Genomic DNA, 24339 nt, shown 5'->3' with positions numbered 1-24339 from the left:
TATTCACGCAACAGTAAAAATTAAAAAGCCACCCCTATTTTGATTTAAAAATGGGGAAAGCGCTTTTGATGGTTGAGAATGTCTCTAAGACATATGGCCAGAAAGAGGTTCTGAAGAATCTCTCCTTGGATATAGAACCGGGTGAGATTTTTGGTGTGATCGGCATGAGCGGTGCAGGGAAGTCCACCCTAATGAACATTATCACAGGCATAATAGGGCCTGACACCGGCAAGGTGCTCTTCAAGCATCCCAAATCTGAGCATTACACTGAAGTGTCGAAGCATATGAATCTTGCTAAGAAGATATTCGGTTTCGCCACACAGGACCCCAGCTTCTATCCTTATCTCACAGTGGAGGAGAACCTTGACTATTTTGCCACGATGTTCGGCCTTGCGCCTAATGTCATAAAGAACAATATCACTACTGCACTGAAGCTGACAGCGCTCGACAGGGAAAGGAATACTGCTGCCAAGGACCTTTCTGGAGGCATGCAGAAGAGGCTTGATATCTCCTGTGCCATTGTCAATGACCCTGATGTCCTTCTGCTTGACGAGCCGACCGCTGACCTTGATCCTGTCCTGAGGGACCAGATGTGGAGCCTGATAAAGAAGATAAATGCCACCGGGACCACAATCATTGTGGCTTCCCATTTCATCGAAGAGCTGGAAGAGTTCTGCGACAGGATATGCGTCCTTCATGACAAGAAGATTGCCATCATAGGTTCTGTGGAGGATGTCAAGAAGAAGTTCGGAACATTTGAAGAGATACATATTGAGAGCGCCCCTGGAAAATATGACAGGCTGATTAAGCACATACACACCGGCAAAGCAGGGAAAGGGATTGTCAGTATGAAAGATGAGGGCCATAAGATAATCATTTATACAAAGGATTCTGAATCCATACTGCATGATGTGCTGCATACCATCGAGACGCATAATGAGAAGCTGCTCAACCTGCATATTGTGAAGGTCTCTATTGAGAAGATTTTCACCAACCTGATAAACAGGGGAGAGAGATAGCCAAGGATAAATGTTATTATATTATGATTGCATCATGACAATATTATGTCATGACAATATATCAAACAATATTATATCATGACAATCACCGAAATCACAGCAGTCGCAATGGATGATGCTCATGAAACTGCTTATGAAACAGAGAGGATGAAGCTATGAGGAAGATTATCAAGATAATCGAGAAGAACTTCAGAGGCCTGACAAGGACTCGCAAGAGCGCGATTGTCATATTCCTTGCCCCGCTTTTCCTGGTCGGCCTTCTCGGACTGGCTTTTTCAAACACTTCAAGCTTCAGCCTCCGGGTCGGCATATATGCTGACAATTATACGGATCTCAGCTCTGGGCTCATCCAGAAAATGAATGATAACCAGGTGAGCACAATAAAATATTCTTCAGAGGAAGAATGCGTCGATAATCTGAAGGATGGCACGAATCAGATATGCCTTATCCTGCCGTCTGAGTTTGCTATAGGCCCGAACTGCTCAAACGACATAATATTCTATGTTGATTACTCGAAGGTGAGCCTGATTTATGTGGTTCTTGATATGATAGGGGACAAGATAGGGGCCCAGGAGAGTGAGATCAGCAGGGACCTCACCTCTGAACTCCTTGAGAAGCTTTCTTTCACCCAGGAGTCCCTGAAAAAGGACAAGGAGATCCTCAAGAACATCGAGAACAACAACAATCTAGTGAAGCAGAAGAATGACAAGTTCACAGCAGATTTCCAGTCAATAGATGTCGGCTTCAACAAGGATGAATTTGATATCAACAGGCTGCAGCAGAGGATTGATACTGTCAAGAAGCTTGGCCTCGATGCTGTCCAGGAAGCGAAGAGCCTTGTTGACAAGACCAGCCTGAACCAGACCCAGAAGGATGATCAGGAAGCAGAGCTGGACAAGATCAAGAGCGACATCGAGCAGATGTTCAACATCACTGGCGCAGATGAGATGACCTTGAGGAACAAGATCCCCGGCATCCTCAGCCAGTTCAGCGCAAAGCTTGATGCTACAAAGGCCAAGATGGATATGATATCCAGATACAGGACAGACCTTTCAGCCGGCTTAGCGGATGTCAAAACAAAGCTTGATGAGACGCAGGGCTATATCAATGATCTGAAGGCTTCATTCACAGACATTGACGCGAGGATCAGCGGAATCGCAGTCAGGAACGCGACGCAGATAGTTAATCCCATAAATACCATAATCAAGCCTGTATCGACAGGAAAATCGCACTTCTCGAATATTCTGCCGACACTGCTTGTCCTGATTGTGGTCATCACAGGCATACTCCTTTCCTCGACAATGGTGATGGGCGAGAAGAAAGGGCAGGCTTATGTGAGGAATTATCTTACACCGACAAGGCCGCTGCTGTTCAATATAGGCACATTCATCACCAACTTCATTCTCCTGATGATACAGCTGACAATCTTCCTCACAATAGCCATCTTCTCTTTCAGGATACATGTGATGAATGTTCTCTGGACATTCGGTGCATTGGTCCTCATCATCGGCGTGTTCATACTCATCGGGATGCTTCTGGGGCTTGTCTTCCAGTCTCAGGAAACCAATACCCTTGCATCAATCATCCTTGCCAGCTTCTTTATATTCTTCTCCAACACTGTATTGCCGCTTGAGAGCATGCCTGGCTGGATGATCTCTCTGGCCCAGTATAATCCGTTTGTGGTGAGTGAGACCCTCCTCAAGCAGTCGATGCTCTTCGCAGATGCCTCTGTCAGCATCTTCGCGAATTTCTTGCTGATGCTCATCTATTTCACGATGCTGTTCCTTCTCATGCTGATTGTGCAGGATTACCTTAGCAGGATAGCTTTCTTCCATAAGCATGTTGATCCGGCAAAGAAAATGGGGAAGATAGGGTTCTAGGGCAAGACAGCAGTATCGGCAAATTTTTGAAATCCGGGGTTATTGTCATTAATATCGTCATTGTTATTCATTGTCATCAGTATCTTCATTGAATGCACCGAATGTCCAGAGAATTGCCTATGGGCTTGGATTGCCTCTGCCAGATATCTCCTTGAGCAGCTCTTTCAGGAGCACCTCTGTCTTCTTCTCCCCATGCACCACATTGTCCCTTGTCCTGACATTCACGGTCTTATTCTCAGCTTCTTTGTCGCCGACAACAAGGATGTAGTTGAACTGCCTGAGCTGGTTGTCGCGGACCTTTTTTGGTATGGATTCTTTCCTGTAATCCTTCTCTGCACGCAGGCCTGCATTGAACAGCTCTTCATATACTTTGTCTGCATACTCATTGTGCCTGTCAGCGACTGTGAGCACTGCAACCTGGTTCGGACTCAGCCATAATGGGAATTTTCCTGCATAATGCTCCACCAGTATGCCTATGAATCTCTCAAAGCTGCCATATATTGCCCTGTGCACCATGACTGGCCTGTGCTTCTGTCCGTCTTTTCCTTCATATGTGAGGTCGAATTTCTCTGGCATCGAGAAATCCACTTGTATTGTGCCGCACTGCCATCTCCTTCCGATGGCATCTTTGAGGTGGAAATCAATCTTCGGCCCGTAGAATGCGCCGTCCCCCTCATTTATCTTGAATTTCATCTTCTTTGTCTCAAGCGCTTGCTTCAGTGCACCTTCTGCCTTGTCCCATATCTCCTTTGAGCCCATCGCTTTCTCAGGCTTTGTGCTCAGCTCTACCTCATACTGGAACCCGAATGTCCTGTAGACATGGTCGCAAAGCTCTATCAGCTCGAGTATGGACTCCTGGAGCTGTTCCTCTTCGCAGAATATGTGCGCATCATCCTGTGTGAATGCCCTCACCCTGAATAGGCCGGAAAGCACGCCTGATAGCTCATGCCTGTGCACAAGCCCGAACTCCCCTGCCTTGAGAGGAAGTTCACGGTATGAATGTATCTTGGTCTTGTATACAAGTAGGTTTCCTGGGCAGTTCATTGGCTTGACAGCATTCTCAGTCTCATCGATCTTGGTGAAGTACATGTTCTCCTTATAATGGTCCCAATGCCCTGACTGAAGCCAGAGCTGTTTGTTGAGTATCAATGGTGTCTTGTTTATCTCGTAGTGCCTTTTCCTCATCTCTTCAAGCATGAAATCTGTCAGCTGGCCGAATATGAATGTGCCCTTGTCGTGGAAGAAAGGGAAGCCTGGTGCCATCTCGCTGAAGCTGAAGAGCTCCAGCTCTTTCCCTATCTTCCTGTGGTCCCTCTTCTCAGCCTCTTCTATCATCTTGAGATGGTCTTTCATCTCATCCTTTGAGGCAAAGCTTATGCCATAGACTCTCTGGAGCATCTTGTTCTTGGCATCCCCTCTCCAGTATGCTCCTGCAATCTTCGTGACTTTTACTGCTTTCAGTTTTCCTGTGCTCGGCACATGAGGCCCCCTGCATAAGTCAGCAAAATCCCCCTGCTTGTATGCAGAAAGGGGCTCACCGAATTCATGTATGAGCTCTTTCTTGTACTTGTTGTCCTTGAACATCTTGAGGGCTTCTGCCTTTGTGAGCTCAAGCCTCTCGAGAGGGATATCCCTCTTGATGATCTCATTCATCTTTTCCTCTATCTTCTTTATGTCTTCTGGCCTGAAAGGCTCATCCCTGTCAAAATCATAATAGAATCCTTCTTCAACCACTGGCCCTATTGTAGGTTCAGTCTCTGGATAGAGTTCAGTGACTGCCTGCGCTAGGAGGTGTGCGCTGGAATGCCTGAATGCATCTAATCCTTGAGGATCCTTGGATGTCAGTATCTTGAGCTGGCAGCTTTTCATTATTTTATGGGAGAGATCAACCAGTTTGTCATCAACTTGGGCTATCAATGCATCCTTTGCAAGCCTTGGCCCTATGCCATCGACTATCTCTTTGGGGGTTATGCCTTTCTTGAATTCCTTATGTGAACCGTCCGGGAACTTGATCTTGATCATATCGCTTTTCTTGATCATATCACTCATGATATCACCTTTGTTGATTTTGGTAGTCATATTTTATTATTAGTATTTATATATATTTAAAAAGGTTATGGCCTATGAGAATCAGTTCGTTGTCGTAGTTTTTTTAGATGCCATCCAGGTATAGTGTTTCTTCTAGTATTTAAATCTGCTTATTAGATGTGGGCTAATATGAACCAAGCTGGTTCTTATGGAAAATCAGAAAAAAATTAAAAAATAGAGAATAGGAATATTTATTTTTTCTTTTTGACTGCTGGTGCTTTCTTTTTTGCCATTTTCAACCTCCTTTTGGATTAAAAATCATCCTCATCTTTGCCTGAATCATCTGAGTCATCATAGTCAGAATCATCATAGTCCTGATCATCGCCATCTTCGTCGTTATACATTATGTTGCACCTCCGTCATGGGCAGTGAAGTCAGATCGGTCTTTTGACCGATCATGTGATGATGCCCATTGAGCGCCCCATGTATGTCTCTATATATAAGCTTATCGATTTTATTTATCGCCCTTATTTATCGTCCTTAGTTATCGCCCTTATTTATCGACTCTATCAGGATGCACTGGAGTTCTGTGGGGGTGGGTTTATCAGGGTTGCAGAACAAACTTGTTTTTGGCCAGAGATATCTATATGGACTAATGTATATGGACTATCTATGCGGATTGAGATTGATGTAGATAGGTTGGGAATGTCTTTGTTATTTCAGGACTTTCCCTGTCTCCAGATACCAAAGATAGAGGTCAAGCTCTGCCATGTTCATCCCTGTCTTTTTGCCCAGTTCCTGGAGCTTTCCCTCGATTTCCAGGTATCTTGCTTTTGTCATGGTTTTGGGTCTCTTGGCAATCCCATGATCTGCAAGCACATCGACTATGTGGAAATCTATTATTGCTAGATTCTTGTATCCTATGTTGCGCAGGAAATGGGATGCTTCCTTGTAGCCAAGGCCCTTGACATTCCTCACTATCCATTCCCGTTTCTCTTTCTCATCTCTGATTGAATCAAGCGCCTTGAATATCATCTCACGCTTTTTGCTCGCAGCCGATATGTATCTCGCTCTTGTATTTGGGAATCTGTGACCTGATTTTTTCAGCTCATCTGCGATCTTTCTCTCAGGCAGGGTACAGACCTTATCCCCGAGTTTCTGCTGGATATGCATCCCCCGCTCTGCACTGAAGTTTGCAGTGAGCATGCAGAAGCACATCTCGCTGAACAGCCAGTCAGTCTTCTTCCTGCCTGTGCTTTCAAACTCTTTCAGCCGTCTGCCTATCAGATTGGATATCCCTGTTTTTTTCAGTTCATTTATCTTCCTGATCAGCTTTTCCATAATCCATGCAGGTTGCAGTATTCTCTTGCGAAATCGGCTTGAGAGATCCCGAATTCTGCTTCTGGAGCATCGCCTGGCTTGAGATATTTCCTGTAGACTTTCCCTTCAGATAACACCTCGATGAACTCGATGTAATGTGCAGCTTCCATCGGATGGGCCACTGACCCTATCCTGACCCTGATGCCTTTTTCTGTCTTCTCTAAAACAGGAACATGCTTCTCCCCGGATGCATCAACTGTGTTTGGCTCGAGTCTCTGCATCGGCTGCCCGCAGCAGACAAGCTGTCCCACACTGGCATGCACTACCTCAACTATGTTGCCGCACACATTGCATTTGTATATCTCATTCAATTCTGTCATATTTCCACCCCCAAACTTTTTCCCACTGAAAATTTATTATCCTTGCCGTGTAATGCATATTCCAGGGCATCATCCTAATGCATGATCCCAAAGCATCATTTCAAGACATCATTTCAAGGCATGATCCCTAAACTAAACCTCGAGACATGATCCCAAAACACTATCCCAGAGCATGATCCCAAAGCACAATCCCAAGGCATCATAGCTGGAGCATTGCTAATCCACAATCGGTTTTATTGTCGACCCGAAGACCTTGGATGTGGCTCTGCAGTACTTTTCAATATAATGCTTGAAGTATGGTGTGTGCTGCTTCTGTATCTTGCCTATGACATAATAGCCGACTGCCATCACTGTCGCGTGCCCCGCACCCTTTGGCAATGGAAGATCAAGCCTATTTGTGCCAAAATTTTTATTGTCATATCCGATGCTTATGAACAGCTCCTTGCCGGAAGGGATGACTGTCTTTGCATGCTTTGTCTGCTCAGGTGTGAAGACCCTCCCATTGACCATCGGTCCGAACAGCTCGCTGAATTTTGTCAGGAACATCTCCCTGATAGCGTCGAACTCATCTGGGACAATTATGAAAAATGCATTGTACTTTGAGAGGTTTTTAGGTATCTTTGGATCGATATTTTTCTTGATATGCCTCAATATCTTCCCTGGATCCTCCTTGGAAGATGACAGCATCATGCCCATGTAGGTTGATGTGTTGTATGTGTATGGCTCTGTCTGTTTCGGATAGACAAGGCATCTGTCCACTAACGGCTTTGCTTCAGCATGCCTGTTGTTCGTGATCAGCACAGTCATGATCTTCCGCTTCCTGAGCTCTTTCGCGATTATCGGTGCATGCTTTCCGCCGCTTGCTGATATCAGTATGGCTCCGTCTATTCCTTTTGCTGCCTTCAGCCTGTCCAGGTATGTGCTCTCATCTGCAAACACTGCATCCTGATCCCTGAAGAGTATCTTCCCTGTCACAGCTGCATTGCCGCTCCCGACCACAAGCGGTCGCCTGAATCTCCCCGGAGTCAGTCTGGGAAGCTTCTTCTGGGTGAATAGATTGAGGGCGCCCAATACAACATCGTCAAGATCCGGGTATCTCTCTTCCATCTTATCCCCTCAGCAGTTTCTGGTATTCCGGCACTATGTCTTTTGTGAATTTCTGCATGCCTTCGAATGTCTTGTGATGATGAAGCAGCTTTTCTATGACATCGAAGGGCAGTGTTGCCACATCTGCGCCGACAAGGGCTGCCTCCCTGACCTGCCTTGTGTTCCTCAGGCTTGCTGCCAGCACTTGGGTTGGGAAGTCATAATACCCAAGTATCTCTGCGCACTGCTCAACGAGGTCTATGCCTGATACGATGCCGTTGTCATCCTTGAATTTCGCTTTCTCAAGACCCTCTTCAGGGAAATAAGCGCTCTTGTCGAATCTCATTCTGTTCTTCTGCCTGATGTGGTCATCGATACGGCCTGCGAAAGGGCTCACATAAGATGCTCCTGCTTTCGCTGCCAGCAAAGCCTGCTCTGGCGTGAATATCAGTGTTGAATTGACTGGGATCCCTGCTTTGACCAGTGTCCTTGTCGCTCTCAGCCCATGGAAATGCCTTGTGTCTGCTGGTGAGAAGGATGGATTCACCGGGATCTTGATGCACACATTCCCTGCTACCTTGTCGAATTTCTCATGGATGAATTTCCCTTCTGCAACCATGTCTTTGTAGTTGGTCCCGATGACTTCAAGGCTCACAGGGGTGCCCTTGGCCACATTCAGCAGCTCGCTTATGTATCTGCTCATGTTGACTTTCTTTCTCGCTTCAACAGCTTTCTTTATGAGTGAAGGGTTTGTTGTGACACCGTCCATGACTCCGTAGCTCTTCGCTTTCTTTATCTCTTCTATCTCTGCTGAATCAATGAATATTCTCATCATATCACCCTTTTTTTATGATCTTCCTGATTGTCCTGATGATGGCTTTTGAGGATATGCCCTCATAATCCATGAGCTGTCCGGGTTTCCCTGATCTTGGGAGCCTGCTGACTGCAAGATGGTGCACAGGGCATATGTCGCCGACAACGCTCCTGACTGCATCACCTATCCCTCCCTCGGGGTAATGGTCCTCCACCACAATTATGGCCCCTGTATTGCGGGCAGCCCTCTTTAGCGTCTCTTCATCAAGCGGCTTGATGCTGTAGAGATCGATCACGCGTATCTTTATTCTCCTGCGGCTGAATTCCTTGTATGCCTCGAGGGCTTCGTGGAGTGTTATCCCCGCTGCAACCACTGTGACCATGTCTTTATTGCTTATCCTGAGTGTCTTTGATCCGCCTATCCTGAAATTTGCATTGGGCTTGTACAGCACAGGCGTGTCTGCTCTTGTGGTCCTGAGGTACACATTCCCTTTATGCCGGGCTGCTGCCTCTACAAGCTTCTCTGTCGAGATGGAATCTGACGGGTATAATATGACGCTTCCGTTGATTGACCTGAACATTGAGATGTCCTCAAGCCCCATCTGCGATGCCCCATCTTCTCCTATAGAGACTCCTGCATGGCTTCCCACGAATTTGATGTTGGCCTTTGAGTATTGGCTCATCCTTATCTGGTCATATGCCCTTGTCAGGAATGCGGCAAAGGACGAGACAAATGGTATCTTCCCCCTGAGTGAGAGCCCGAGTGCTGCTCCTGCCATGTTCTGCTCTGCGATGTACATCTCGAAGAAGCGCTCCGGATACTCATACTTGAATTTGCAGGAATATGTGGAATTGCTTACCTCTGCATCAAGGACTGTGATGTCAGGATATTTCTCAACAGCCTTGAGAAGGGCCTGGCCATATGCCTTTCTGGTGGCAAGAGGCTCTTTTTCTTTATACACCATTTTTGGAGCCTTCTTTGGCTTGAATGTCCTGTCAGGCTTGAGGTTCTCAGGCATCTCGACCTTCCCTATGATCTCGAGATTGACTGGTCCCAGCTCTTCAAGCGCTTGCTTGAGCTCATCCTTTGAGAGGGCTCTGCCATGCCATCCTTCTTTGTCCTCTATGAAGCTGACACCTTTCCCTTTGATGGTCTTCGCGATTATCATGACTGGCTTTCCGGTGTAGTTCCTGGCTTTCCTGAAGGCTTTGCTTATCTTGGCAGGGTTGTGCCCGTCTATCACGATCGGCTTCCATCCGAAGCTCGCAGCCTTCTTCTTGTATTCCTTCATCCTGTGGCCGTATAATGTCTCTCCTCTCTGCCCAAGCCTGTTGACATCGATTATGCCTATGAGATTGTCCAGCTTATAATGGGATGCCAATGCCATTGCTTCCCATACTGATCCTTCTGCCATCTCGCTGTCCCCCATTAGCACAAATGTCTTGTATGGGAGCTTGTCCAGGTATTTTGCATTTAGCGCCATGCCGACGCCTATTGAGAGCCCCTGGCCGAGGGATCCTGTTGCTGCTTCTGTGTATCTGAATGCAGGTGTCGGATGGCCTTCGAGCGGGCCCTTGAATTTCCTGAGCTTCAGCAGTTCTTTTACGCTGACTTTGCCTGCTGCTGCATATAGCGAATACAGAAGCGGCGCTGCATGCCCTTTTGAGAATATGATCCGGTCATTGTTTGGGTTGCCTGGCCTGTTCAGGTCTGCTTTCAGGTGACTGTCAAAGAACAGGTTTGTCATCAGATCAGCTGCAGAGAGGCATGTGCTGGGATGCCCGCTTCCTGCTTCTGTTGTTGAGATGAGGATATAGTATCGTATCAACTTCGCCAGTTCCTGTAGATTGTTCTCAATTATGTGTATCACCCCTGATTATCCTCTGAAGAGCCTGGACCGCTTTTGCTTTGTCGTCTGATTTCTTCAGGTAGGATCCTGAAATGAATCTGTTTGCGCCTGCCTGCTTAGCAAGCCTGAGGGTTTCTGGATCGATCCCCCCGTCAACTTCAATGATGAGATCGGGATGCTTGGATCTCAGTGTCTTTACTTTGCTGAGTGTCTCCTCGATGAACTTGGAGCCGTATCTTCCTGGCTTTACTGTCATTATGAGGACAAGGTCCACTTTGCTGAGATAAGGCTCTATTGTGTTGAGGTGTGTGCTGGGGCATATTGCTATGCCTGCTTTCTTGCCCCGTGATCTGATTCTATCAATCACATATTCTGTGTCTTCTGAGCATTCGACGTGGAATATGATTATGCTTACTCTGTCGGGCAGCTTGTCAAGCCATCTGAGAGGGTATTGCACCATCAGGTGAGCCTCAAGGACGCCGTCGGATTCAGGAATATCGAAATCGAAGTCCAGTGATGTGTTCTCGACGCATTTTCCGTCCATGATATCAAGCTGGAATGCGTCGATGTGGTCCTTCATCTGCCTGAAGGATTCATCTAGCTCTTTCTGGTCCTTGGCGATCACTGAAAACAATAGTCTGTCCTTCATTTTTCAAGCCTTTTTGTTCCGGATCTTTTTATTCAGGTCTGATTCAACTCTTTTCAAGCCTTTTTATCTTGTCAAGTCTCCGTTTATGTCTCTTTGCATCGCTTGGCTTTGTCTTAAGGAATGTAAGGATGATCTTTTTGGTCAGTCTGGGGCTTGTGTTCTCGCTTCGGAGTGCAAGGACATTTGCATCCTCATCTCTCCTTGCCATCCTAGCAGTATAGGCATCTGTGCATTTGGCTGCTCTTATGCCTTTGATCTTGTTCGCTGCTAATGCCATGCCTGTCCCTGACTTGCAGATTAGTATGCCGAATGATCCTTCTGTTTTCCTGACCATTTCTGCAACCTTGACTGCATAATCTACATAGTCGTCTTCTGGATCGTGCGAGTATGGCCCTAAGTCCTCAAAGTTGATTTTCTGGCCTGTCAAGAGTTCCTTGATCCTCTCTTTTAGCCTGAAGCCTCCATGGTCTGCACCAAGAAAAGCCTTCATTTATACCTACCTCTCAGTGATTCTAAGAAAAATTGTCTTTCCCCCTTTTTTTTCATGACTGCCCCTCTCAATCATTATGATACAAGTTTATAATCAGATATGATTTATAAGTATTGCTGAAATTTGCCGGGATATCCACTGAGATTTTGGCATTTTGAAGGCTGAGAACTCAGCTTTGGGTTTTATATTATAAGGTGGCTACCCATGCACCCAGAAAATATGTCACCACGATCACCAGAGCAGTGATTGAGATATGCTCGGTGAGCACATGCCACTTGCTTATCTTCTGGTGCTTGGCGATATAGAGGCTCATGATTATTATCAGGAAGAAGCCCCACAGTATGTTCATGATTACAGCGATCTGCAGGTCAGCCAGGAGTATCGGCACTGCAAATGTCGAGGCAAGGATCAGTTTTGAGATGAAAGTGGCCAGTGTGGATTGCCATATCTCTTTTTGCGTGTGATGGAACTCAGCCTCTTCAGAGATATGTATCCCGAATGCATCTGACATCGCATCTGCGACTGCTATGATGAGGATCCCTCCAAGCACGACATTGCGCGCATGGGTCCCTGAATTCAGCCCCACCATCAGGCCCAGTGTTGTTACAATGCCTGAAGTGAGTCCAAAACTCACCCCTTTCTTTACTGAATGGTTTATCTTCGGCATTGAAGATATCATATGATGATAGTTTATATTTATTTCGAAATTTATTCCGAAAGAATCAGTCAAAACCTGACAGGGTGGAAAGCTTGGCGTCTGTAGTGATGTTCATGCTGAGCCTCATGAGTCCTGCCTCATCTCCATGCTTTGGCATATGAGTGACATGCATCTCGCATCCGCGCAGCTCTTTGAGCCTCATGAGGGCCTCTTTTGCTGTGGGGTTCGTTGTTGAGCTTATTGCAAGGGCCACAAGGGTCTCATCGACATTTAGGCTGCTTGATTTCTTGTTGAGGAGATGGTTCTTCATGTGTGAGATCGTCTTGATGATTTCAGGGCTCAGGAGGTCGATCTTGTCCGGTATCTTCGCCATGTGCTTGACTGCATTGATTATCGCAGCTGATTCCGCATGGAGGAGGGATGAGTTCTTCCCCTTCACGATTGTGCCGTCCTCGAGCTGTACTGCTGCCCCGCAATAGACATCTTTGTACCCCTTGCCGCTCTGCTTTGCCTCTTGTTGGGCCTCTCTTGCTGCAATCACGACCAGCCTGTCTTCCGGCTTCACATTGACCTTTGCCATTATCTTCTCCATCTGGTCCAGCGTGTCCTGGCTCTGGATCCCATCGACCTTCTCTCTGTGATACCTGAAGTATCTCCTTATTATCTCCTGTCTGGCTGCTTCCTTGCAGACTTCTTCATCGGTTATCCCTTCCTTGAGCGCATTGACTCCCATATCAGTTGGGGACTTGAACCCGAATGCATCTTTTGCGCCTGTGATCCTGCCCATTATCGATTTCAGTATGTCGAAGTTCTCTATGTCCCTGTTGTAATTTACAGAATCGATCCCGTATGCTTCCTTGTGGAATGGGTCTATCATGTTCACATCCAGCAGGTCTGCTGTCGCAGCCTCATATGCGACATTTATCGGGTGGTCGAGCGGAAGGTTCCATATCGGGAATGATTCGAACTTGGAGAAGCCTGTCTTGATGCCGTGTCGTCTCTCGTTGTAGATCTGGCTCATGCAGAATGCCATCTTGCCTGAGCCTCCTCCGGCGCCTGTCACGATGATAAGCTTTTGTCTTGTGTGGACATATTCCTGGCTCTCATAGCCCTTTATCACTTTGTCCATATCATGAGGGTATCCTTCAATCTCTGTGTGGAAATAAGCCCTGATCCCATGGTTCTCCAGCCTCCTCTTGAATTTGTCAGCTGAATGCTCTCCCTGGTATCTTGTTATGACGACTGCTGATACCTCAAGACCGAGCTCCTTAAGGTCGGCGATGTCTTTTAAGGTCTGATTGTCATATGTCAGCCCGAAGTCTCCCCTTATCCTGCCTTTATTGATATCCTTGGCGCCGACGCAGTATATTATCTCTATTTCTCCGAGCTTTTTCAGGAGGTCTATCTTGGTGGTCGCTTTGTAGCCAGGGAGAACCCTGGACGCATGGTAGTCATAAAGCAGTTTCCCGCCGAACTCGAGATACAGTTTTTCAAACCTGTTGACCCTTTCGATGATCCGTTTGGTCTGTTGTGCAAGATACAGTTCAGTGTCAAACCCTTTTTGCATCATCCCATTTTTTAGGCTTGTATATTTAAATCTACCTGTGATGCAGACTTCCGGCATGGACTGCGGTATGGGATGAGGTTCTGATAACATTTTTAAACCAGCACAGGTATTTATCTGTGACAGATGAATGTTCAGGAGTTGTGTTAATTAATGGATTTATTAAAAAGAAGTGTATGGATTTATTAAAAAGAAGCGTACAGATTTATTAAAAGAGGTGAGATGATGTGCTGTGAGAAATGTGCAAAATTAGGTGGCTGGCTTCTATTGATATTTGGTGTCCTTTTCTTGCTGGTTGACCTGGGGGTCTGGTCGATGTGGGGCATAAGATGGTGGACTGTCGCATTTGTCCTTGCTGGGCTTGCTATGCTGGGCACATCATGCTGTCCGATGTGCAACCCGAAGGCCGATAAGAAGAAAAAGTGATTTTTTTCAATTAATTTTTTATATTCGATAATGATCAGGTATTGGATGGAAGTCAATGAGATTCTGAGGGATATATTCCACCTTAGTTTTCCTGATCAGTATGAGCTCTCTTCCACTTTCCTGAGATTCCAGGAGCATCATGATTCTGCACATTTCAGGGGTAAATTCTTTTCCCTTGAAGAGTTCACAGATTGGTATATGGAGCATTCTCCTCTTGCTAAGGCAACAGGCAGATTCACTTATCATGAGCAATGGTTCGGATTCAACATACCCTCACACATACTTGACCCTTTCTATGCAGGTCGTTTTGATCCTTTATCAGACAAGGAAAAGCTTCTTTTAGGGGAGTTTGAGGCTTTGCGTGACAAGCGCTTCTACCTGATCGGCACCCATGGGGAAGTCTCTCCCGATGTCCTTGATCATGAGATCGCCCATGCTTTCTTCTACACCAGACCTGACTATAAGAAAGCAGCTATGAAAATTGTCTGTTCAGTGCCAGTGGATGTCATCGCTAGGATCCATCAAGGCCTTCTCACTTGGGGCTGTTATCATCCCGACGTGCTTGATGATGAGACCCATGGATACATAATGACAGGCATGGAAGAGCTTGCCAGGTCAGGAATTGATACGAACGTTCTTCAGGCTGCGCATATCCAGCTGAATGAGAATTATCGTGCCTGGTTTGGATGTTCAAAAAACTCTTGATGCAGCCTTCCATATTCTTTTTCATATTCTGGCAGGATGGAACTCCAGTCATATTGTGATGCTATCCTGAGGCCGTTATCTACAAGTCCTCGGCATAGTTCTCTGTCGTCTGTGATCCTGATCATGGCAGCAGCGATGCTTTTGGCATCATGTTCAGCGAATAATGCATTCCTCTTTGTCGCCTCCTCCAGCTCGGGGAGCCTGACAAGCACCATCGGCAGTCCTGATGCCATTGCTTCTGTGCAGACAATGCCGAATGATTCTGCATGGGATGTGAGTATGAAATAATCAGCATCATGATATTCATCGCAGAGCTCCTTGCCTTTCATCTCTCCCTTGAAATCCACATTTTGTATGCCTTCTCTTCTTGCTTTCTCTTTTAGTTCGCTTTCCAGTCGTCCTGATCCGACGAGCGAAAGTCTGTATCCTTCCCGCATCATCTGGAATTCTTTGAAGGCGTCAAGCAGGAGCGGGATGTTCTTCTGGTGGGCAAGCCTCCCTACAAAGAGGAATCTCTTCCCTCTTCTCTGGCTTGGCATGAATTCAGAGATGTCTGTGCCGTTCGGTATCACAATTATCTTCTGTTTTGGGATTCTGTAGTGATCCTCAAGGAATCTCTGATAAGCTGCTGTCGGCACTATTATTCTTGCTGCTCCAGCCAGCACTTTTTGCAATATTATTTTTTTGTAGAGCCCTATCATGATCCCGAAAAATCCTGATCTTTTGACATCTATATGGAAGTGGGCTATGTAAAGATGCTTTGTGATCTTGCTGTAGATCCATGCCATCTCTGGAAAAAAAGCTTGCGCTACATGCACATGGAGAATATCATTCCTTTTCGCATGCCTGAAAAGCGCTGGAAGAAGCATAGGGCATATCGGTGAGCTGAACATCCTGAAGGATCTTAGATTTACAACAGATTTTGATTTGGTTTCGCAGGATTTGCTGGCGGGGTATTTGCTGTCACATGTGATCATCATGGAGTCTATGCCTGCTCTTTCATGGATGACTTGAGCTACTTTCTGCATCCCACCAATCTGTCCATAGTATGGGCAGAGATATACTATTTTTCCTATCTTCTCTGTTTTTCCAATGCCTCCACTATTGCCTGTCTTTCTTATCTTTCCTGTTTTTTCTATTGTTCCTCGCATTTTTCCCTCTTTGGGATTGTGGGTATACTCTTGGGTTATTTTCATTTTAATAGTGCCTAACAATAGTGCCTAACAACATAAACCTAGTGCCTAACAATAACTCAAAATATTTAGACACCCTGAGGATATAATGAATATATCTTCTTTATCACTTATTCAAGGAGTTTTTTATCCTTTTCTGACAAAAATAAGATAAATTTTTGCTTATTATAGAATATTTACGGGTAATAATTCTGATACTACAAAATTGGACATAGAAAGGTTTATATATAAGTTACTACTAAATGATAGTACTATGAAGGTCACTAAATCTCTTGTGCATAATACGGTCCGCGAGATAGCCGGCGATCAGGCACTTCCTGTTGTAGATTATCTGAAGAACCGCAAGAACATCTCTGAATTCATAATCGCAGAGAAGATGAACATGCATATCAACGAGCTGCGGAACATGCTCTATAAGCTTTTTGAGGTCAATCTTGCTCATTATTATAAGAAGAAAGACAAGAAGAAAGGGTGGTACATCTCATACTGGACACTCAATCTGCATCGGGTCAGGAATGTCGTCAATGACATGAAGAAGAGGAAGCTGGAAAGGCTCCAGCAGAGGCTCGAGGAAGAGATAAGGTATAAGGATAATTTCTATCTGTGCCCGAACATATGCATAAGGGTCCCGTTTGACACGGCTTTTGAGACCAATTTCAAGTGCACCGAATGCGGTGCCATAATGGAACAGCAGGAATCAGAGAAGACAATCCAGAGGCTTCAGGAGAATATCTCAGAGCTTGAGAATGAGCTCAAGCTTGAGGCAGCAGAAGCGAAGCCGGTCTCATCTCCGAAAGCTGCTGCAAAAAGCGCTTCCAGGCCTAAACAGAAGATCTCACCAAAACCTCAGAAAAAGGATTCGAAGAATCCGAAGAATGTCAGGAAAGCAAAGGGGAAATCAGCCAAAAAGACTGTGAAGAAAGCAGAGCAGGCAGAGAAGAAGCCGAAGAAAAAGAAGATATTGGGTCTGTTCTGTTTCTGATCATTGACGCCGAAGAATTTCTGTCATTCATGGAATGACTCCATTGATTTCTGCACAAGCATAATAAATATGTTCTTTTTATTATGATTCATGGCAGATGAGAGGAGGATCGCTGTCCTGATCCCTGCACTTGATGAAGAGAAGACAATAAGAAGTGTCATCGCTGATTTCAGAAGAGATGCACCAAAGGCAATGATCTGCGTGTTTGATAATGGTTCAGCTGACATGACAGCACAGCTTGCATGCCAAAGTGGGGCGCAGGTCTTTGGTGTAAGGAAAAGAGGCAAAGGCAATGTCATCAGATATGCTCTGCAAAAAATTGAAGCAGATATTTATGTCATGGTTGATGCAGATGACACTTATCATGCAGGAGACGTACATGGGTTGATCAGGCCGGTTCTTGAAGGGAAAGCAGACATGGTCATAGGCAACAGGTTCGGCTTCGGATCAGGAGGTTTCTCCTATCTCCACATTATCGGGAACAGGATTATTAACCTGTGCATGAGATTCTGTTTTCCGTGCAGGATATCAGATATTCTCTCGGGTTACAGGATTTTTACAGGAGAGGTGGCAGGAAGCCTGGACCTCAGGAGCAGGGGCTTCACAATAGAGACTGAGATGACCATAAAAGCATTGGAGAAAGGATTCAGGATATCTGAGATCCCTATAAGGTACAGGAAAAGGACTGGGCAGAGCACCTCAAAACTCAATTCATTCCATGATGCAAGAAGGATCATCTCAGCAATAGTCCGGCTTTTCTGGAGCTTCAGGAAGATAGAGTTCTGCTCTGTCGCTGCTTTGATGATATTTGCACTCATATCAGGCTTTCTCTGAACATAAAATTTATTAACACAGAACCATTGATTACCATCCATGAGAAAGACAAGCATCGCAATGATTATCATGATAATAATACCTTTTATCGCGGGTATCATTATCTATCCCAAGATGCCTGATCAGGTCGCTTCCCACTGGAATACCCAAGGCGAAGTCAATGGTTACATGTCAAAGTTCTGGGGCCTGTTCCTGATGCCATTTGTTTCTTTAGCACTCTTCATCTTATTTCTTATATTACCAATGATTGACCCTTTGAAGAATAACATCAAGAAGTTCAGGTCTTACTTTGATGCATTCATCCTGCTCATGATCATATTCATGGCATATATTTATGCACTTACCATAATGGCAAATCTCGGCAAGGAATTCAACATGACGCTTGCGATGATCCCTGCCCTGGCAATCCTCTTCTATTTCACAGGTATCTTGTTGGAGAAATCAAAGCGCAACTGGTTCATCGGCATCAGGACCCCATGGACCCTGAGCAGCGACAAGGTCTGGGATAAGACCCATAGGCTCGGAGCAATATTGTTCAAGATCTCAGCAGTCATCATCCTCACAGCATTGGTTTTCCCAGATTACGTTGTCTGGCTCATTCTTGTGCCGATCCTTGCATCAGCCATCATCCCCCTGGTGTATTCATACATCATATATCCGAAACAGTAACATTTATTAAATGAATCTCGCTTTTCAGGCTCATTAAAGGGGGTGTTTTTATGATTTGGGTATATTTGGTGATTGTTGTTATAATCTTTATTCTGACAGGCCTCAAGGTCGTCAACGAATACGAGAGAGGTGTCAAGTTCACTCTTGGCAGGTATTCCGGCATCATGAACCCGGGATGGAGGATTGTCATCCCGATATTCCAGACCTGGAGAAGGGTCGATATCAGGATAAGGACAATTGATGTGCCTGACCAGGATGCCATGACAAAGGATAATGTCTCTGTCAGGGTCAATGCTGTGCTTTATTACAAAGTCTCAGATGCTAAGCATGCGATAATACAGGTGGAGGATTATGGATATGCTGTCTCTCAGCTTGCACAGACCACCATGAGGGATGTCGTCGGTGAGGTAATGCTTGATGAGCTCCTGAGCCAGAGGGATCAGATCAGCAAGAGGATCCAGATGATTGTGGATAAAGCATCAGATCCATGGGGCATCAAGGTGAACAGCGTTGACCTTAAGCATATTGAGCTTCCTGAGCAGATGAAGAGGACAATGGCCAAGGAGGCAGAGGCAGAGAGGGAGAAGAGAGCAGTGATTATCAAGGCAGATGGCGACGCTATTGCTGCGCATAATCTGGCAAAGGCTGCTGCAACACTCGGCAAGGTCCCTGGTGCTCTCCATTTGAGGACACTGCAGAGCATAAATGACATCAGCAGTGACCAGAGCAATACTGTCGTGTTCGCTCTGCCGCTTGAGATCTTGAGGGCATTCGAGACATACAATAAGAAAAAATGAGCAGATGTTTTTTTCTTTTTTCTATTAATATTTCTTCGGATTCCTATTTTCTGTATTATCATCTACGCCCCGCTGGATCAGAATACCATCACAAGGAGATAATATTCTGCAGCCCCGAGCAATGCGCCGACGACAATATCTGAGACATGATGTTTCTTCATATGAGATCTTGAGTATAAGACCAGGAGAGCAACGACTGCAAGCAGTATCGTCATGTATGCCTCATTGAAATATCTCGACAAGGCTATCATCAGGAAGATCGCCCTGTTGGAGTGCAGGCTTGGGAATGATGATGCGTCAAGCTTCCCTATCCAGTCTGAATACTCCTGTTTCTGTGGTCTTTTCCTGAACCATACTGCTCTGATGATGATGGTGACACCCAGTGAAAACAGGAAACCGAGGGCAAGGAAAAGCGACATTAGATGCTGGTCAAGAAGCAGGAATGAGAGTGTGATTATCGCATAGAAGGCGAAGCCTCCGAGGCTTGTGATATCCCTGATCTCATCATCGAATAGCTTCTTGATTGATCTCATCTTGATTCATGTTGAGTGGGTTATTTGAAAAAAGTGGGCCTGGCGGGATTTGAACCCACGACCACTGCTTCACTTAGAAGCTGTATGAAACATGCCCATATAAGAGCAGTGCTCCATTGCCCGTGCAGCATCATGCCGCAGCTCCAGGCTAAGCTACAGGCCCATGGATTCTAGCACTATAATAGGCCATTTAAATAGTTTACCCACTATAATTTATAAACTTTACATGTGATAACAAAATCATTGATTGTGCAATGGGCAAATTCTTAATACCAGATGTTCAGATTTATGATGCAATAGGCAAATAGGTATAGAATAAGTATAATATTTATTAAGTTGGGATAATCCCACCTTGTTATGAATACCCCTTATGATCAGAACAAGCCTGACTATGTGAAGATTGCCCGTGATATCATACTTAGCAGATATGATGACCCTGAGTACAAGAAGGGTATTGAGAGTATCATTGATCCTGATAATCAGAATATGCACACAATAGACCCACCCCATATAGTTGCAGTTGTCGAATGGGTCGGGACGATTTGGCGGAACCCCCCTGATGCTCTTCTAATTGCAGCCTACGGCCATGACTGGGAGAGGGCCTGGGAAGATGAGAGGGACAAGGAAGAGGATTATTCAGAAGGGGATAAATTATTCTATGATTCTTGGTACATGATGCATAAGGAGATTCATGCAAGCAATTCTGCTAATCTCTTGAGGAGGAAGATTGGCCAGCATATCCCGATACCGCTCATGATGGATGTTACCCACTTGGTGCTCAGGCATGAGAAGGGAGGAGAAAGGAATCGGCAGGGAGACCTGATCCCCAAGCAGGATGCATACACAAGATTGTATGATCTGAATTCAGCTGCAGATGTTCTGAATCATGCTGATGTGCTCGGCTTCTTTGATGTGCTTGACCTATATGTCAGGATCAAGCCCATGGATAAGGTTGAGCAGAAGATCAAATGGAGCCTGAGAAGGATAAAGAACGAAGAGATATATAGGTTGATATCACAGATGGAATACTCTGAAAAGCTGGCCATAGAAGCCCACAGGAGATTCGTCCTTATCTGAATTATTTCTCATATGCTTCATGGATCAGACACAAAAGAAATAAAAATGCGCTGGCCGGGATTCGAACCCGGGTCTCAGCCTTGGCAAGGCCAAATCTTGACCACTGGACTACCAGCGCTTTGTTGTCTCACGAACATGAAATGGGCCCGCCCAGGTTTTCTGCAGGAAACATCTGCTGTCATGTTTGATGCTATCGAACTGGGGACATTCACCTCACTCAGCATCTGCTTGTAAGGGTGACGTCATTTGCAGCATCGTGTGTAACCGCTAGACCACGGGCCCTTTAAAAGCTGTCGATTTTGGTATTGGTTTATATTATTTGCTATGTCATTGTCATATTATTAGATTCTTGTTGTATTATTGCTTTATTATTTCTGTATCATTTAATATCCTTTTTGCTTTCTGCTGTCTTTGATGATGCATCTGTTATTGAAATAACAAAAGATTTATAAAGTATAAAAACACTATAGTAACCACTGCTGAATAATCCCAGAGGTCATATCCATGCCAGACCAACAGACAAGACCAATCTATGCCATTTATGGGAATGGGGAACCTGTACCTCATGCGTATATAGATCCAAGAAAAGAATATTCTGATTTTCTGTTGGGATGGGCCCAAAGCAACACAGATATCAATGTAAGAGAGCTTCAGGTTCCGGTCGTTAGCAATGTGATGCAGTATATCAACCACCAGGGCCATGGCCATAGGACTCCGGAAGAGATTGAAGCTGAGCGCAAGAAGCCCAGAAAGCTCCATTGCTTGTTTGACAGTGGCTTAGGTTCTTGTTTATGATTTGCAGATTCTTTTTTATGATTTACATATTTATTCATAATCTATATAAAGTCAGGCGAAGATTTCTGATAAAAGATAAGACAACAGATTAATCACATTAATATACTAGTATACATTTTTATATTATTTATGCATAAAATAAAATCAGAGACGATGAGATAGGAAGATGACACAAGAAAAGATAATGAATACTATCCTGAAAGAGGAAGAGATCTCCTGGAAGCAGATAATCCTGGATATCATAAACAATGAAGGCATGGATCCATGGGACATTGATGTCTCAAGCATTGCAAAGGAATTCCTTGATACAGTGCGCAAGATGAAGGAGCTTGACCTCAAGCTTTCCGGAAAGGTGATACTTGCCGCCGCCATCCTGCTCAAGATAAAGTCCAAGAAATTTCTCGGGGAGGATATCCTTGAGTTCGACAAGCTGTTCGCTCCGGATGAGGAGGACACAGATGATGAGGATATTCCTGATCTGATTGAGGAGCGGATTATAGAAAGGCCGGAGGATTTCAGGCTGATCCCGAGGACACCTCAGCCAAGGAAGAGGAAAGTCTCTGTCTATGATCTCGTGAATGCGCTTGAGAAAGCTTTGGAGGTCAAGAACAGGAGAGTCCTCAGAGATATTGAGATCGAGCTTGAGATCCCCGAGAAGAAGGCTGACATCAGCAAGCTCATAGAGGAGATACTGCAGAAGATCATGCTTCTTTGCCGGCAGAAGGAGGATAAGCTGACCTTCACAGAGCTTGTGCAGTCAGACAAGAAAGAGGACAAGATATATACATTCATCCCCATGCTCCATCTAACCAATGCGAGGAAGATAGACCTTGAGCAGAAGGAGCATTTCGGCGAGATAGAGATAACCCTCAATATGGAGAAGATCTGACCAAAAGAATGTGACCCCCATGAATACTGCTATGACGAATTTCAACGGGAACCCGAACATCGGGCTGTATGCCTTTGCCTCTGACAGCTTCTGCCTTGTTGGGCATGAGGTGCCTGACTCGCAGATGAAGCTGCTGCATAAGGTGCTCAAGGTGCCTGTCAGCCGGATCACGATTGCAGGCACCAATCTTGTTGGTGTTTTTGTCGTCGGTAACTCAAAGGTCCTCCTTGTCCCTGATATCGCCTTTGATGAGGAGCTTGCCATGCTTGACAGGCTGAAGATAGATTACAGGGTCATAAGCACGACGCACACTGCGCTCGGCAATAATATACTCATGAACGATCATGGATGCATAATGAATCCGGAGATGGAGATTGACGGGATAAGGAAAGCCTTGGACATCCCCATAAAGGCATGTTCTGTGGCAGGCCATCCGACAGTGGGCTCATGCGCTGCCATGAACAGGAAAGGGCTCCTGCTCCACCGTGATGCCACAGCTGCAGAGAAGGATATTATCTCAGGGATCCTGAAGCTTGAGATCGAGACAGGTTCTGTGAATATGGGCAACCCATATATTAGATCAGGTATCATCTGCAACACCAATGGGTATGTGATAGGTGACCTGAGCGGCGGCCCTGAGATACAGAATGCGGATATCGCATTGGGTTTCGCGCGAAGATGATTATGCGAAGGTGATAATATGGCTGATAAGATTGATGACAATACCCAGTCGAAATATATGGAGCTTCAGATGATCAACCAGCAGATGCAACAGCTTGAGCATCAGTTCGGGAAGATTGAGGAGCAGAGGATTGAGATAGAGCAGGTCCTTGAATCCCTTGAGCTGCTCAAGGGCGCAGATGTGGGCTCTGAGATACTGGTGCCTGTCAGCTCAGGCATCTTCTCTAAGGCAAGCCTGGTGGACAACAGGAATCTTCTCATCAATGTGGGCGCTGGTGTTGTTGTGGAGAAGGATGTCGATGGTGCCAAGGAGCTTGTCGAGAATCAGAGGACAGAGATCCTGAAGTTCCAGCAGGAGGTAGGCAGACAGATGGAGCTGCTTGCATCCAAGTCACAGGAGCTGGAGACTGAACTCAAGAAATTGGTGGGTTGATATTGTTATGTTCAAATTCTTAAAAGAGAAGCTGAAGCAGGCTGTGAACAGGTTCTCGAGGGATGTTGAACAGGAGGTGGAACCTGCTCCGACAGAGATCAAGGGAGATACCAAAGAGGAGCCAGGGATAGCGAAGACTGAGGGACTAGAGAAGGTTGGAAAGCAAAAGCCTGATATCAATAAGAAGCCTGTTTCTAAGATCAAACCTGAACCCGGGAGAGAAGCAGCGGAAGAGCCTGGACTGAAGGAAGAAGAAAAGATTCAAGAGCCGCCTAAGGCAGACAACAAGACAATTGAACCAGAGCCGGAAGCGGAGAAACCTGTTGCACAGATCCCGATAGAAAAGAGCGTTGCTGAAAAAGAGCCTGAAGTTGTTGAAAAAGAAATACCAGAGAAAGAAGAGAAGAAGGGCTTCTTTGGATTCTTCAGGAAGAAGAAAGAGATCAAGGAAGAAAAGGAAGACATAAAGAAAGACTATATCAAGGTCTCTGAGAAAGGAGAGACTAGAAAAGAACAAAAGAAAGAGCTAATAAAAACTGAGGTCAAATTTGAGTCTGGATCTATCAAGCCCGAGGTTCCTGAGAAGAG

At 45.5% G+C, this 24339-nt stretch carries 25 protein-coding genes and 3 tRNA genes; 13 read left to right on the top strand and 15 right to left on the bottom strand.

Annotation, left to right across the window (positions count from 1 at the left end; all coding sequences use genetic code 11):
* Positions 1 to 50: 50 nt before the first annotated feature.
* A complete protein-coding gene (locus JW968_04540) occupies positions 51 to 1019 on the top strand; it encodes an ABC transporter ATP-binding protein (protein MBN1386211.1) in 969 nt (322 codons plus the stop codon).
* A gap of 155 nt (positions 1020 to 1174) precedes the next feature.
* A complete protein-coding gene (locus tag JW968_04535) occupies positions 1175 to 2899 on the top strand; it encodes an ABC transporter permease (protein MBN1386210.1) in 1725 nt (574 codons plus the stop codon).
* Positions 2900 to 3016: 117 nt separating this feature from the next.
* Here JW968_04535 and thrS read toward each other — a convergent pair whose 3' ends face one another.
* From thrS to JW968_04485, 10 genes are all read right to left on the bottom strand, one after another.
* Positions 3017 to 4921, bottom strand: a complete 1905-nt coding sequence (gene thrS, locus JW968_04530; protein ID MBN1386209.1) for a threonine--tRNA ligase — start codon at positions 4919 to 4921, stop codon at positions 3017 to 3019.
* A 720-nt stretch (positions 4922 to 5641) separates the two neighbouring features.
* Entirely contained in the window at positions 5642 to 6268 is a 627-nt protein-coding gene (locus JW968_04525) for an N-glycosylase/DNA lyase (GenBank protein ID MBN1386208.1), read from the bottom strand.
* Positions 6256 to 6627, bottom strand: a complete 372-nt coding sequence (locus JW968_04520; protein ID MBN1386207.1) for a desulfoferrodoxin — start codon at positions 6625 to 6627, stop codon at positions 6256 to 6258. The genes JW968_04525 and JW968_04520 overlap by 13 nt, the downstream gene beginning before the upstream one ends.
* Before the next feature lie 216 nt (positions 6628 to 6843).
* Positions 6844 to 7734: a hypothetical protein gene (locus JW968_04515; GenBank protein MBN1386206.1), complete on the bottom strand. Its 891-nt coding sequence runs from the start codon at positions 7732 to 7734 to the stop codon at positions 6844 to 6846.
* Position 7735: 1 nt separating this feature from the next.
* Entirely contained in the window at positions 7736 to 8545 is an 810-nt protein-coding gene (locus JW968_04510) for a transaldolase (protein MBN1386205.1), read from the bottom strand.
* A 4-nt stretch (positions 8546 to 8549) separates the two neighbouring features.
* On the bottom strand, positions 8550 to 10388 hold the full coding sequence (locus JW968_04505) for a transketolase (protein MBN1386204.1): 1839 nt from the start codon (positions 10386 to 10388) through the stop codon (positions 8550 to 8552).
* Positions 10381 to 11025: a ribulose-phosphate 3-epimerase gene (locus tag JW968_04500; protein MBN1386203.1), complete on the bottom strand. Its 645-nt coding sequence runs from the start codon at positions 11023 to 11025 to the stop codon at positions 10381 to 10383. Before JW968_04500 ends, JW968_04505 begins: the two co-directional genes overlap by 8 nt.
* Positions 11026 to 11068: 43 nt before the next feature.
* Entirely contained in the window at positions 11069 to 11515 is a 447-nt protein-coding gene (locus JW968_04495) for an RpiB/LacA/LacB family sugar-phosphate isomerase (GenBank protein ID MBN1386202.1), read from the bottom strand.
* A 187-nt stretch (positions 11516 to 11702) separates the two neighbouring features.
* On the bottom strand, positions 11703 to 12173 hold the full coding sequence (locus JW968_04490) for a hypothetical protein (GenBank protein MBN1386201.1): 471 nt from the start codon (positions 12171 to 12173) through the stop codon (positions 11703 to 11705).
* Between the two features lie 64 nt (positions 12174 to 12237).
* Positions 12238 to 13743, bottom strand: coding sequence for a DUF1846 family protein (locus tag JW968_04485; GenBank protein ID MBN1386200.1), 1506 nt, complete (start codon positions 13741 to 13743; stop codon positions 12238 to 12240).
* A 219-nt stretch (positions 13744 to 13962) separates the two neighbouring features.
* Here JW968_04485 and JW968_04480 point away from each other — a divergent pair, with 219 nt between their 5' ends.
* Together JW968_04480 and JW968_04475 are read left to right on the top strand one after the other, a co-directional pair.
* Positions 13963 to 14163 (top strand): hypothetical protein, encoded by a 201-nt coding sequence (locus JW968_04480; GenBank protein ID MBN1386199.1) that lies wholly within the window; start codon positions 13963 to 13965, stop codon positions 14161 to 14163.
* 45 nt (positions 14164 to 14208) lie between these two features.
* Positions 14209 to 14868, top strand: coding sequence for an ABC transporter ATP-binding protein (locus JW968_04475; GenBank protein MBN1386198.1), 660 nt, complete (start codon positions 14209 to 14211; stop codon positions 14866 to 14868).
* On the opposite strand, the gene JW968_04470 is transcribed toward JW968_04475, so the two are convergent.
* Positions 14832 to 16019, bottom strand: a complete 1188-nt coding sequence (locus JW968_04470) for a glycosyltransferase family 4 protein (GenBank protein MBN1386197.1) — start codon at positions 16017 to 16019, stop codon at positions 14832 to 14834. The two genes, JW968_04475 and JW968_04470, sit on opposite strands and share 37 nt — an antisense overlap.
* A gap of 295 nt (positions 16020 to 16314) precedes the next feature.
* Here JW968_04470 and JW968_04465 point away from each other — a divergent pair, with 295 nt between their 5' ends.
* The 4 genes from JW968_04465 to JW968_04450 all read left to right on the top strand — a co-directional run bounded on the left by JW968_04465 (position 16315) and on the right by JW968_04450 (position 19343).
* Entirely contained in the window at positions 16315 to 17043 is a 729-nt protein-coding gene (locus JW968_04465; protein ID MBN1386196.1) for a hypothetical protein, read from the top strand.
* Positions 17044 to 17133: 90 nt separating this feature from the next.
* Positions 17134 to 17877, top strand: a complete 744-nt coding sequence (locus JW968_04460; protein ID MBN1386195.1) for a glycosyltransferase — start codon at positions 17134 to 17136, stop codon at positions 17875 to 17877.
* A gap of 39 nt (positions 17878 to 17916) precedes the next feature.
* Positions 17917 to 18546, top strand: coding sequence for an SdpI family protein (locus JW968_04455; protein MBN1386194.1), 630 nt, complete (start codon positions 17917 to 17919; stop codon positions 18544 to 18546).
* A gap of 50 nt (positions 18547 to 18596) precedes the next feature.
* Positions 18597 to 19343: a slipin family protein gene (locus JW968_04450; GenBank protein MBN1386193.1), complete on the top strand. Its 747-nt coding sequence runs from the start codon at positions 18597 to 18599 to the stop codon at positions 19341 to 19343.
* A 77-nt stretch (positions 19344 to 19420) separates the two neighbouring features.
* Here the strand turns inward: JW968_04450 and JW968_04445 are convergent, their stop codons facing one another.
* The gene (locus JW968_04445) at positions 19421 to 19876 is read right to left on the bottom strand and encodes a phosphatase PAP2 family protein (GenBank protein MBN1386192.1); all 456 of its coding nucleotides are present in this window, start codon (positions 19874 to 19876) and stop codon (positions 19421 to 19423) included.
* 34 nt (positions 19877 to 19910) lie between these two features.
* Positions 19911 to 20039 (bottom strand) — tRNA-Ile (locus tag JW968_04440).
* A gap of 194 nt (positions 20040 to 20233) precedes the next feature.
* Between JW968_04440 and JW968_04435 the strand changes: the two genes are divergently transcribed.
* Positions 20234 to 20953 (top strand): hypothetical protein, encoded by a 720-nt coding sequence (locus JW968_04435; protein ID MBN1386191.1) that lies wholly within the window; start codon positions 20234 to 20236, stop codon positions 20951 to 20953.
* 46 nt (positions 20954 to 20999) lie between these two features.
* Here JW968_04435 and JW968_04430 read toward each other — a convergent pair.
* Both JW968_04430 and JW968_04425 read right to left on the bottom strand, forming a co-directional pair.
* A tRNA-Gly gene (locus JW968_04430) sits at positions 21000 to 21071 on the bottom strand.
* 23 nt (positions 21072 to 21094) lie between these two features.
* Positions 21095 to 21235 (bottom strand) — tRNA-Val (locus JW968_04425).
* Between the two features lie 222 nt (positions 21236 to 21457).
* Between JW968_04425 and JW968_04420 the strand changes: the two genes are divergently transcribed.
* The 4 genes from JW968_04420 (at position 21458) to pfdA (ending at position 23751) form a co-directional block, all read left to right on the top strand.
* On the top strand, positions 21458 to 21748 hold the full coding sequence (locus JW968_04420) for a hypothetical protein (protein MBN1386190.1): 291 nt from the start codon (positions 21458 to 21460) through the stop codon (positions 21746 to 21748).
* Between the two features lie 166 nt (positions 21749 to 21914).
* Positions 21915 to 22637 carry a segregation/condensation protein A gene (locus JW968_04415; protein MBN1386189.1) on the top strand — a complete coding sequence of 241 codons (723 nt, stop codon included), beginning with the start codon at positions 21915 to 21917 and terminating at the stop codon, positions 22635 to 22637.
* Positions 22638 to 22656: 19 nt separating this feature from the next.
* Positions 22657 to 23319 (top strand): translation initiation factor IF-6, encoded by a 663-nt coding sequence (locus tag JW968_04410; GenBank protein MBN1386188.1) that lies wholly within the window; start codon positions 22657 to 22659, stop codon positions 23317 to 23319.
* Between the two features lie 18 nt (positions 23320 to 23337).
* The gene (gene pfdA, locus JW968_04405; protein MBN1386187.1) at positions 23338 to 23751 is read left to right on the top strand and encodes a prefoldin subunit alpha; all 414 of its coding nucleotides are present in this window, start codon (positions 23338 to 23340) and stop codon (positions 23749 to 23751) included.
* Positions 23752 to 24339 lie beyond the last annotated feature (588 nt).

The organism is Candidatus Woesearchaeota archaeon, assembly GCA_016928155.1.
In the GTDB taxonomy this organism is placed as follows: Archaea; Nanobdellota; Nanobdellia; order Woesearchaeales; family JAFGLG01; genus JAFGLG01.
Note: the sequence above shows the minus strand (reverse complement) of the source record. Positions and strands in the feature narration are given on the sequence as shown.

What these genes read in the sequence shown, in the direction of transcription:
- JW968_04515 (MBN1386206.1), bottom strand. Translation starts at nt 7,734, where the DNA reads ATGGAAGAGAGATACCCGGATCTTGACGATGTTGTATTGGGCGCCCTC.
- JW968_04535 (MBN1386210.1), top strand. Translation starts at nt 1,175, where the DNA reads ATGAGGAAGATTATCAAGATAATCGAGAAGAACTTCAGAGGCCTGACA.
- JW968_04455 (MBN1386194.1), top strand. Translation starts at nt 17,917, where the DNA reads ATGAGAAAGACAAGCATCGCAATGATTATCATGATAATAATACCTTTT.
- JW968_04475 (MBN1386198.1), top strand. Translation starts at nt 14,209, where the DNA reads ATGGAAGTCAATGAGATTCTGAGGGATATATTCCACCTTAGTTTTCCT.
- JW968_04480 (MBN1386199.1), top strand. Translation starts at nt 13,963, where the DNA reads ATGTGCTGTGAGAAATGTGCAAAATTAGGTGGCTGGCTTCTATTGATA.
- JW968_04520 (MBN1386207.1), bottom strand. Translation starts at nt 6,627, where the DNA reads ATGACAGAATTGAATGAGATATACAAATGCAATGTGTGCGGCAACATA.
- JW968_04435 (MBN1386191.1), top strand. Translation starts at nt 20,234, where the DNA reads ATGAATACCCCTTATGATCAGAACAAGCCTGACTATGTGAAGATTGCC.
- JW968_04470 (MBN1386197.1), bottom strand. Translation starts at nt 16,019, where the DNA reads ATGCGAGGAACAATAGAAAAAACAGGAAAGATAAGAAAGACAGGCAAT.
- JW968_04410 (MBN1386188.1), top strand. Translation starts at nt 22,657, where the DNA reads ATGAATACTGCTATGACGAATTTCAACGGGAACCCGAACATCGGGCTG.
- JW968_04460 (MBN1386195.1), top strand. Translation starts at nt 17,134, where the DNA reads ATGGCAGATGAGAGGAGGATCGCTGTCCTGATCCCTGCACTTGATGAA.
- thrS (MBN1386209.1), bottom strand. Translation starts at nt 4,921, where the DNA reads ATGATCAAGATCAAGTTCCCGGACGGTTCACATAAGGAATTCAAGAAA.
- JW968_04450 (MBN1386193.1), top strand. Translation starts at nt 18,597, where the DNA reads ATGATTTGGGTATATTTGGTGATTGTTGTTATAATCTTTATTCTGACA.
- JW968_04495 (MBN1386202.1), bottom strand. Translation starts at nt 11,515, where the DNA reads ATGAAGGCTTTTCTTGGTGCAGACCATGGAGGCTTCAGGCTAAAAGAG.
- JW968_04510 (MBN1386205.1), bottom strand. Translation starts at nt 8,545, where the DNA reads ATGAGAATATTCATTGATTCAGCAGAGATAGAAGAGATAAAGAAAGCG.
- JW968_04500 (MBN1386203.1), bottom strand. Translation starts at nt 11,025, where the DNA reads ATGAAGGACAGACTATTGTTTTCAGTGATCGCCAAGGACCAGAAAGAG.
- JW968_04415 (MBN1386189.1), top strand. Translation starts at nt 21,915, where the DNA reads ATGACACAAGAAAAGATAATGAATACTATCCTGAAAGAGGAAGAGATC.
- JW968_04485 (MBN1386200.1), bottom strand. Translation starts at nt 13,743, where the DNA reads ATGATGCAAAAAGGGTTTGACACTGAACTGTATCTTGCACAACAGACC.
- JW968_04525 (MBN1386208.1), bottom strand. Translation starts at nt 6,268, where the DNA reads ATGGAAAAGCTGATCAGGAAGATAAATGAACTGAAAAAAACAGGGATA.
- pfdA (MBN1386187.1), top strand. Translation starts at nt 23,338, where the DNA reads ATGGCTGATAAGATTGATGACAATACCCAGTCGAAATATATGGAGCTT.
- JW968_04445 (MBN1386192.1), bottom strand. Translation starts at nt 19,876, where the DNA reads ATGAGATCAATCAAGAAGCTATTCGATGATGAGATCAGGGATATCACA.
- JW968_04465 (MBN1386196.1), top strand. Translation starts at nt 16,315, where the DNA reads ATGAAGGTCACTAAATCTCTTGTGCATAATACGGTCCGCGAGATAGCC.
- JW968_04540 (MBN1386211.1), top strand. Translation starts at nt 51, where the DNA reads ATGGGGAAAGCGCTTTTGATGGTTGAGAATGTCTCTAAGACATATGGC.
- JW968_04420 (MBN1386190.1), top strand. Translation starts at nt 21,458, where the DNA reads ATGCCAGACCAACAGACAAGACCAATCTATGCCATTTATGGGAATGGG.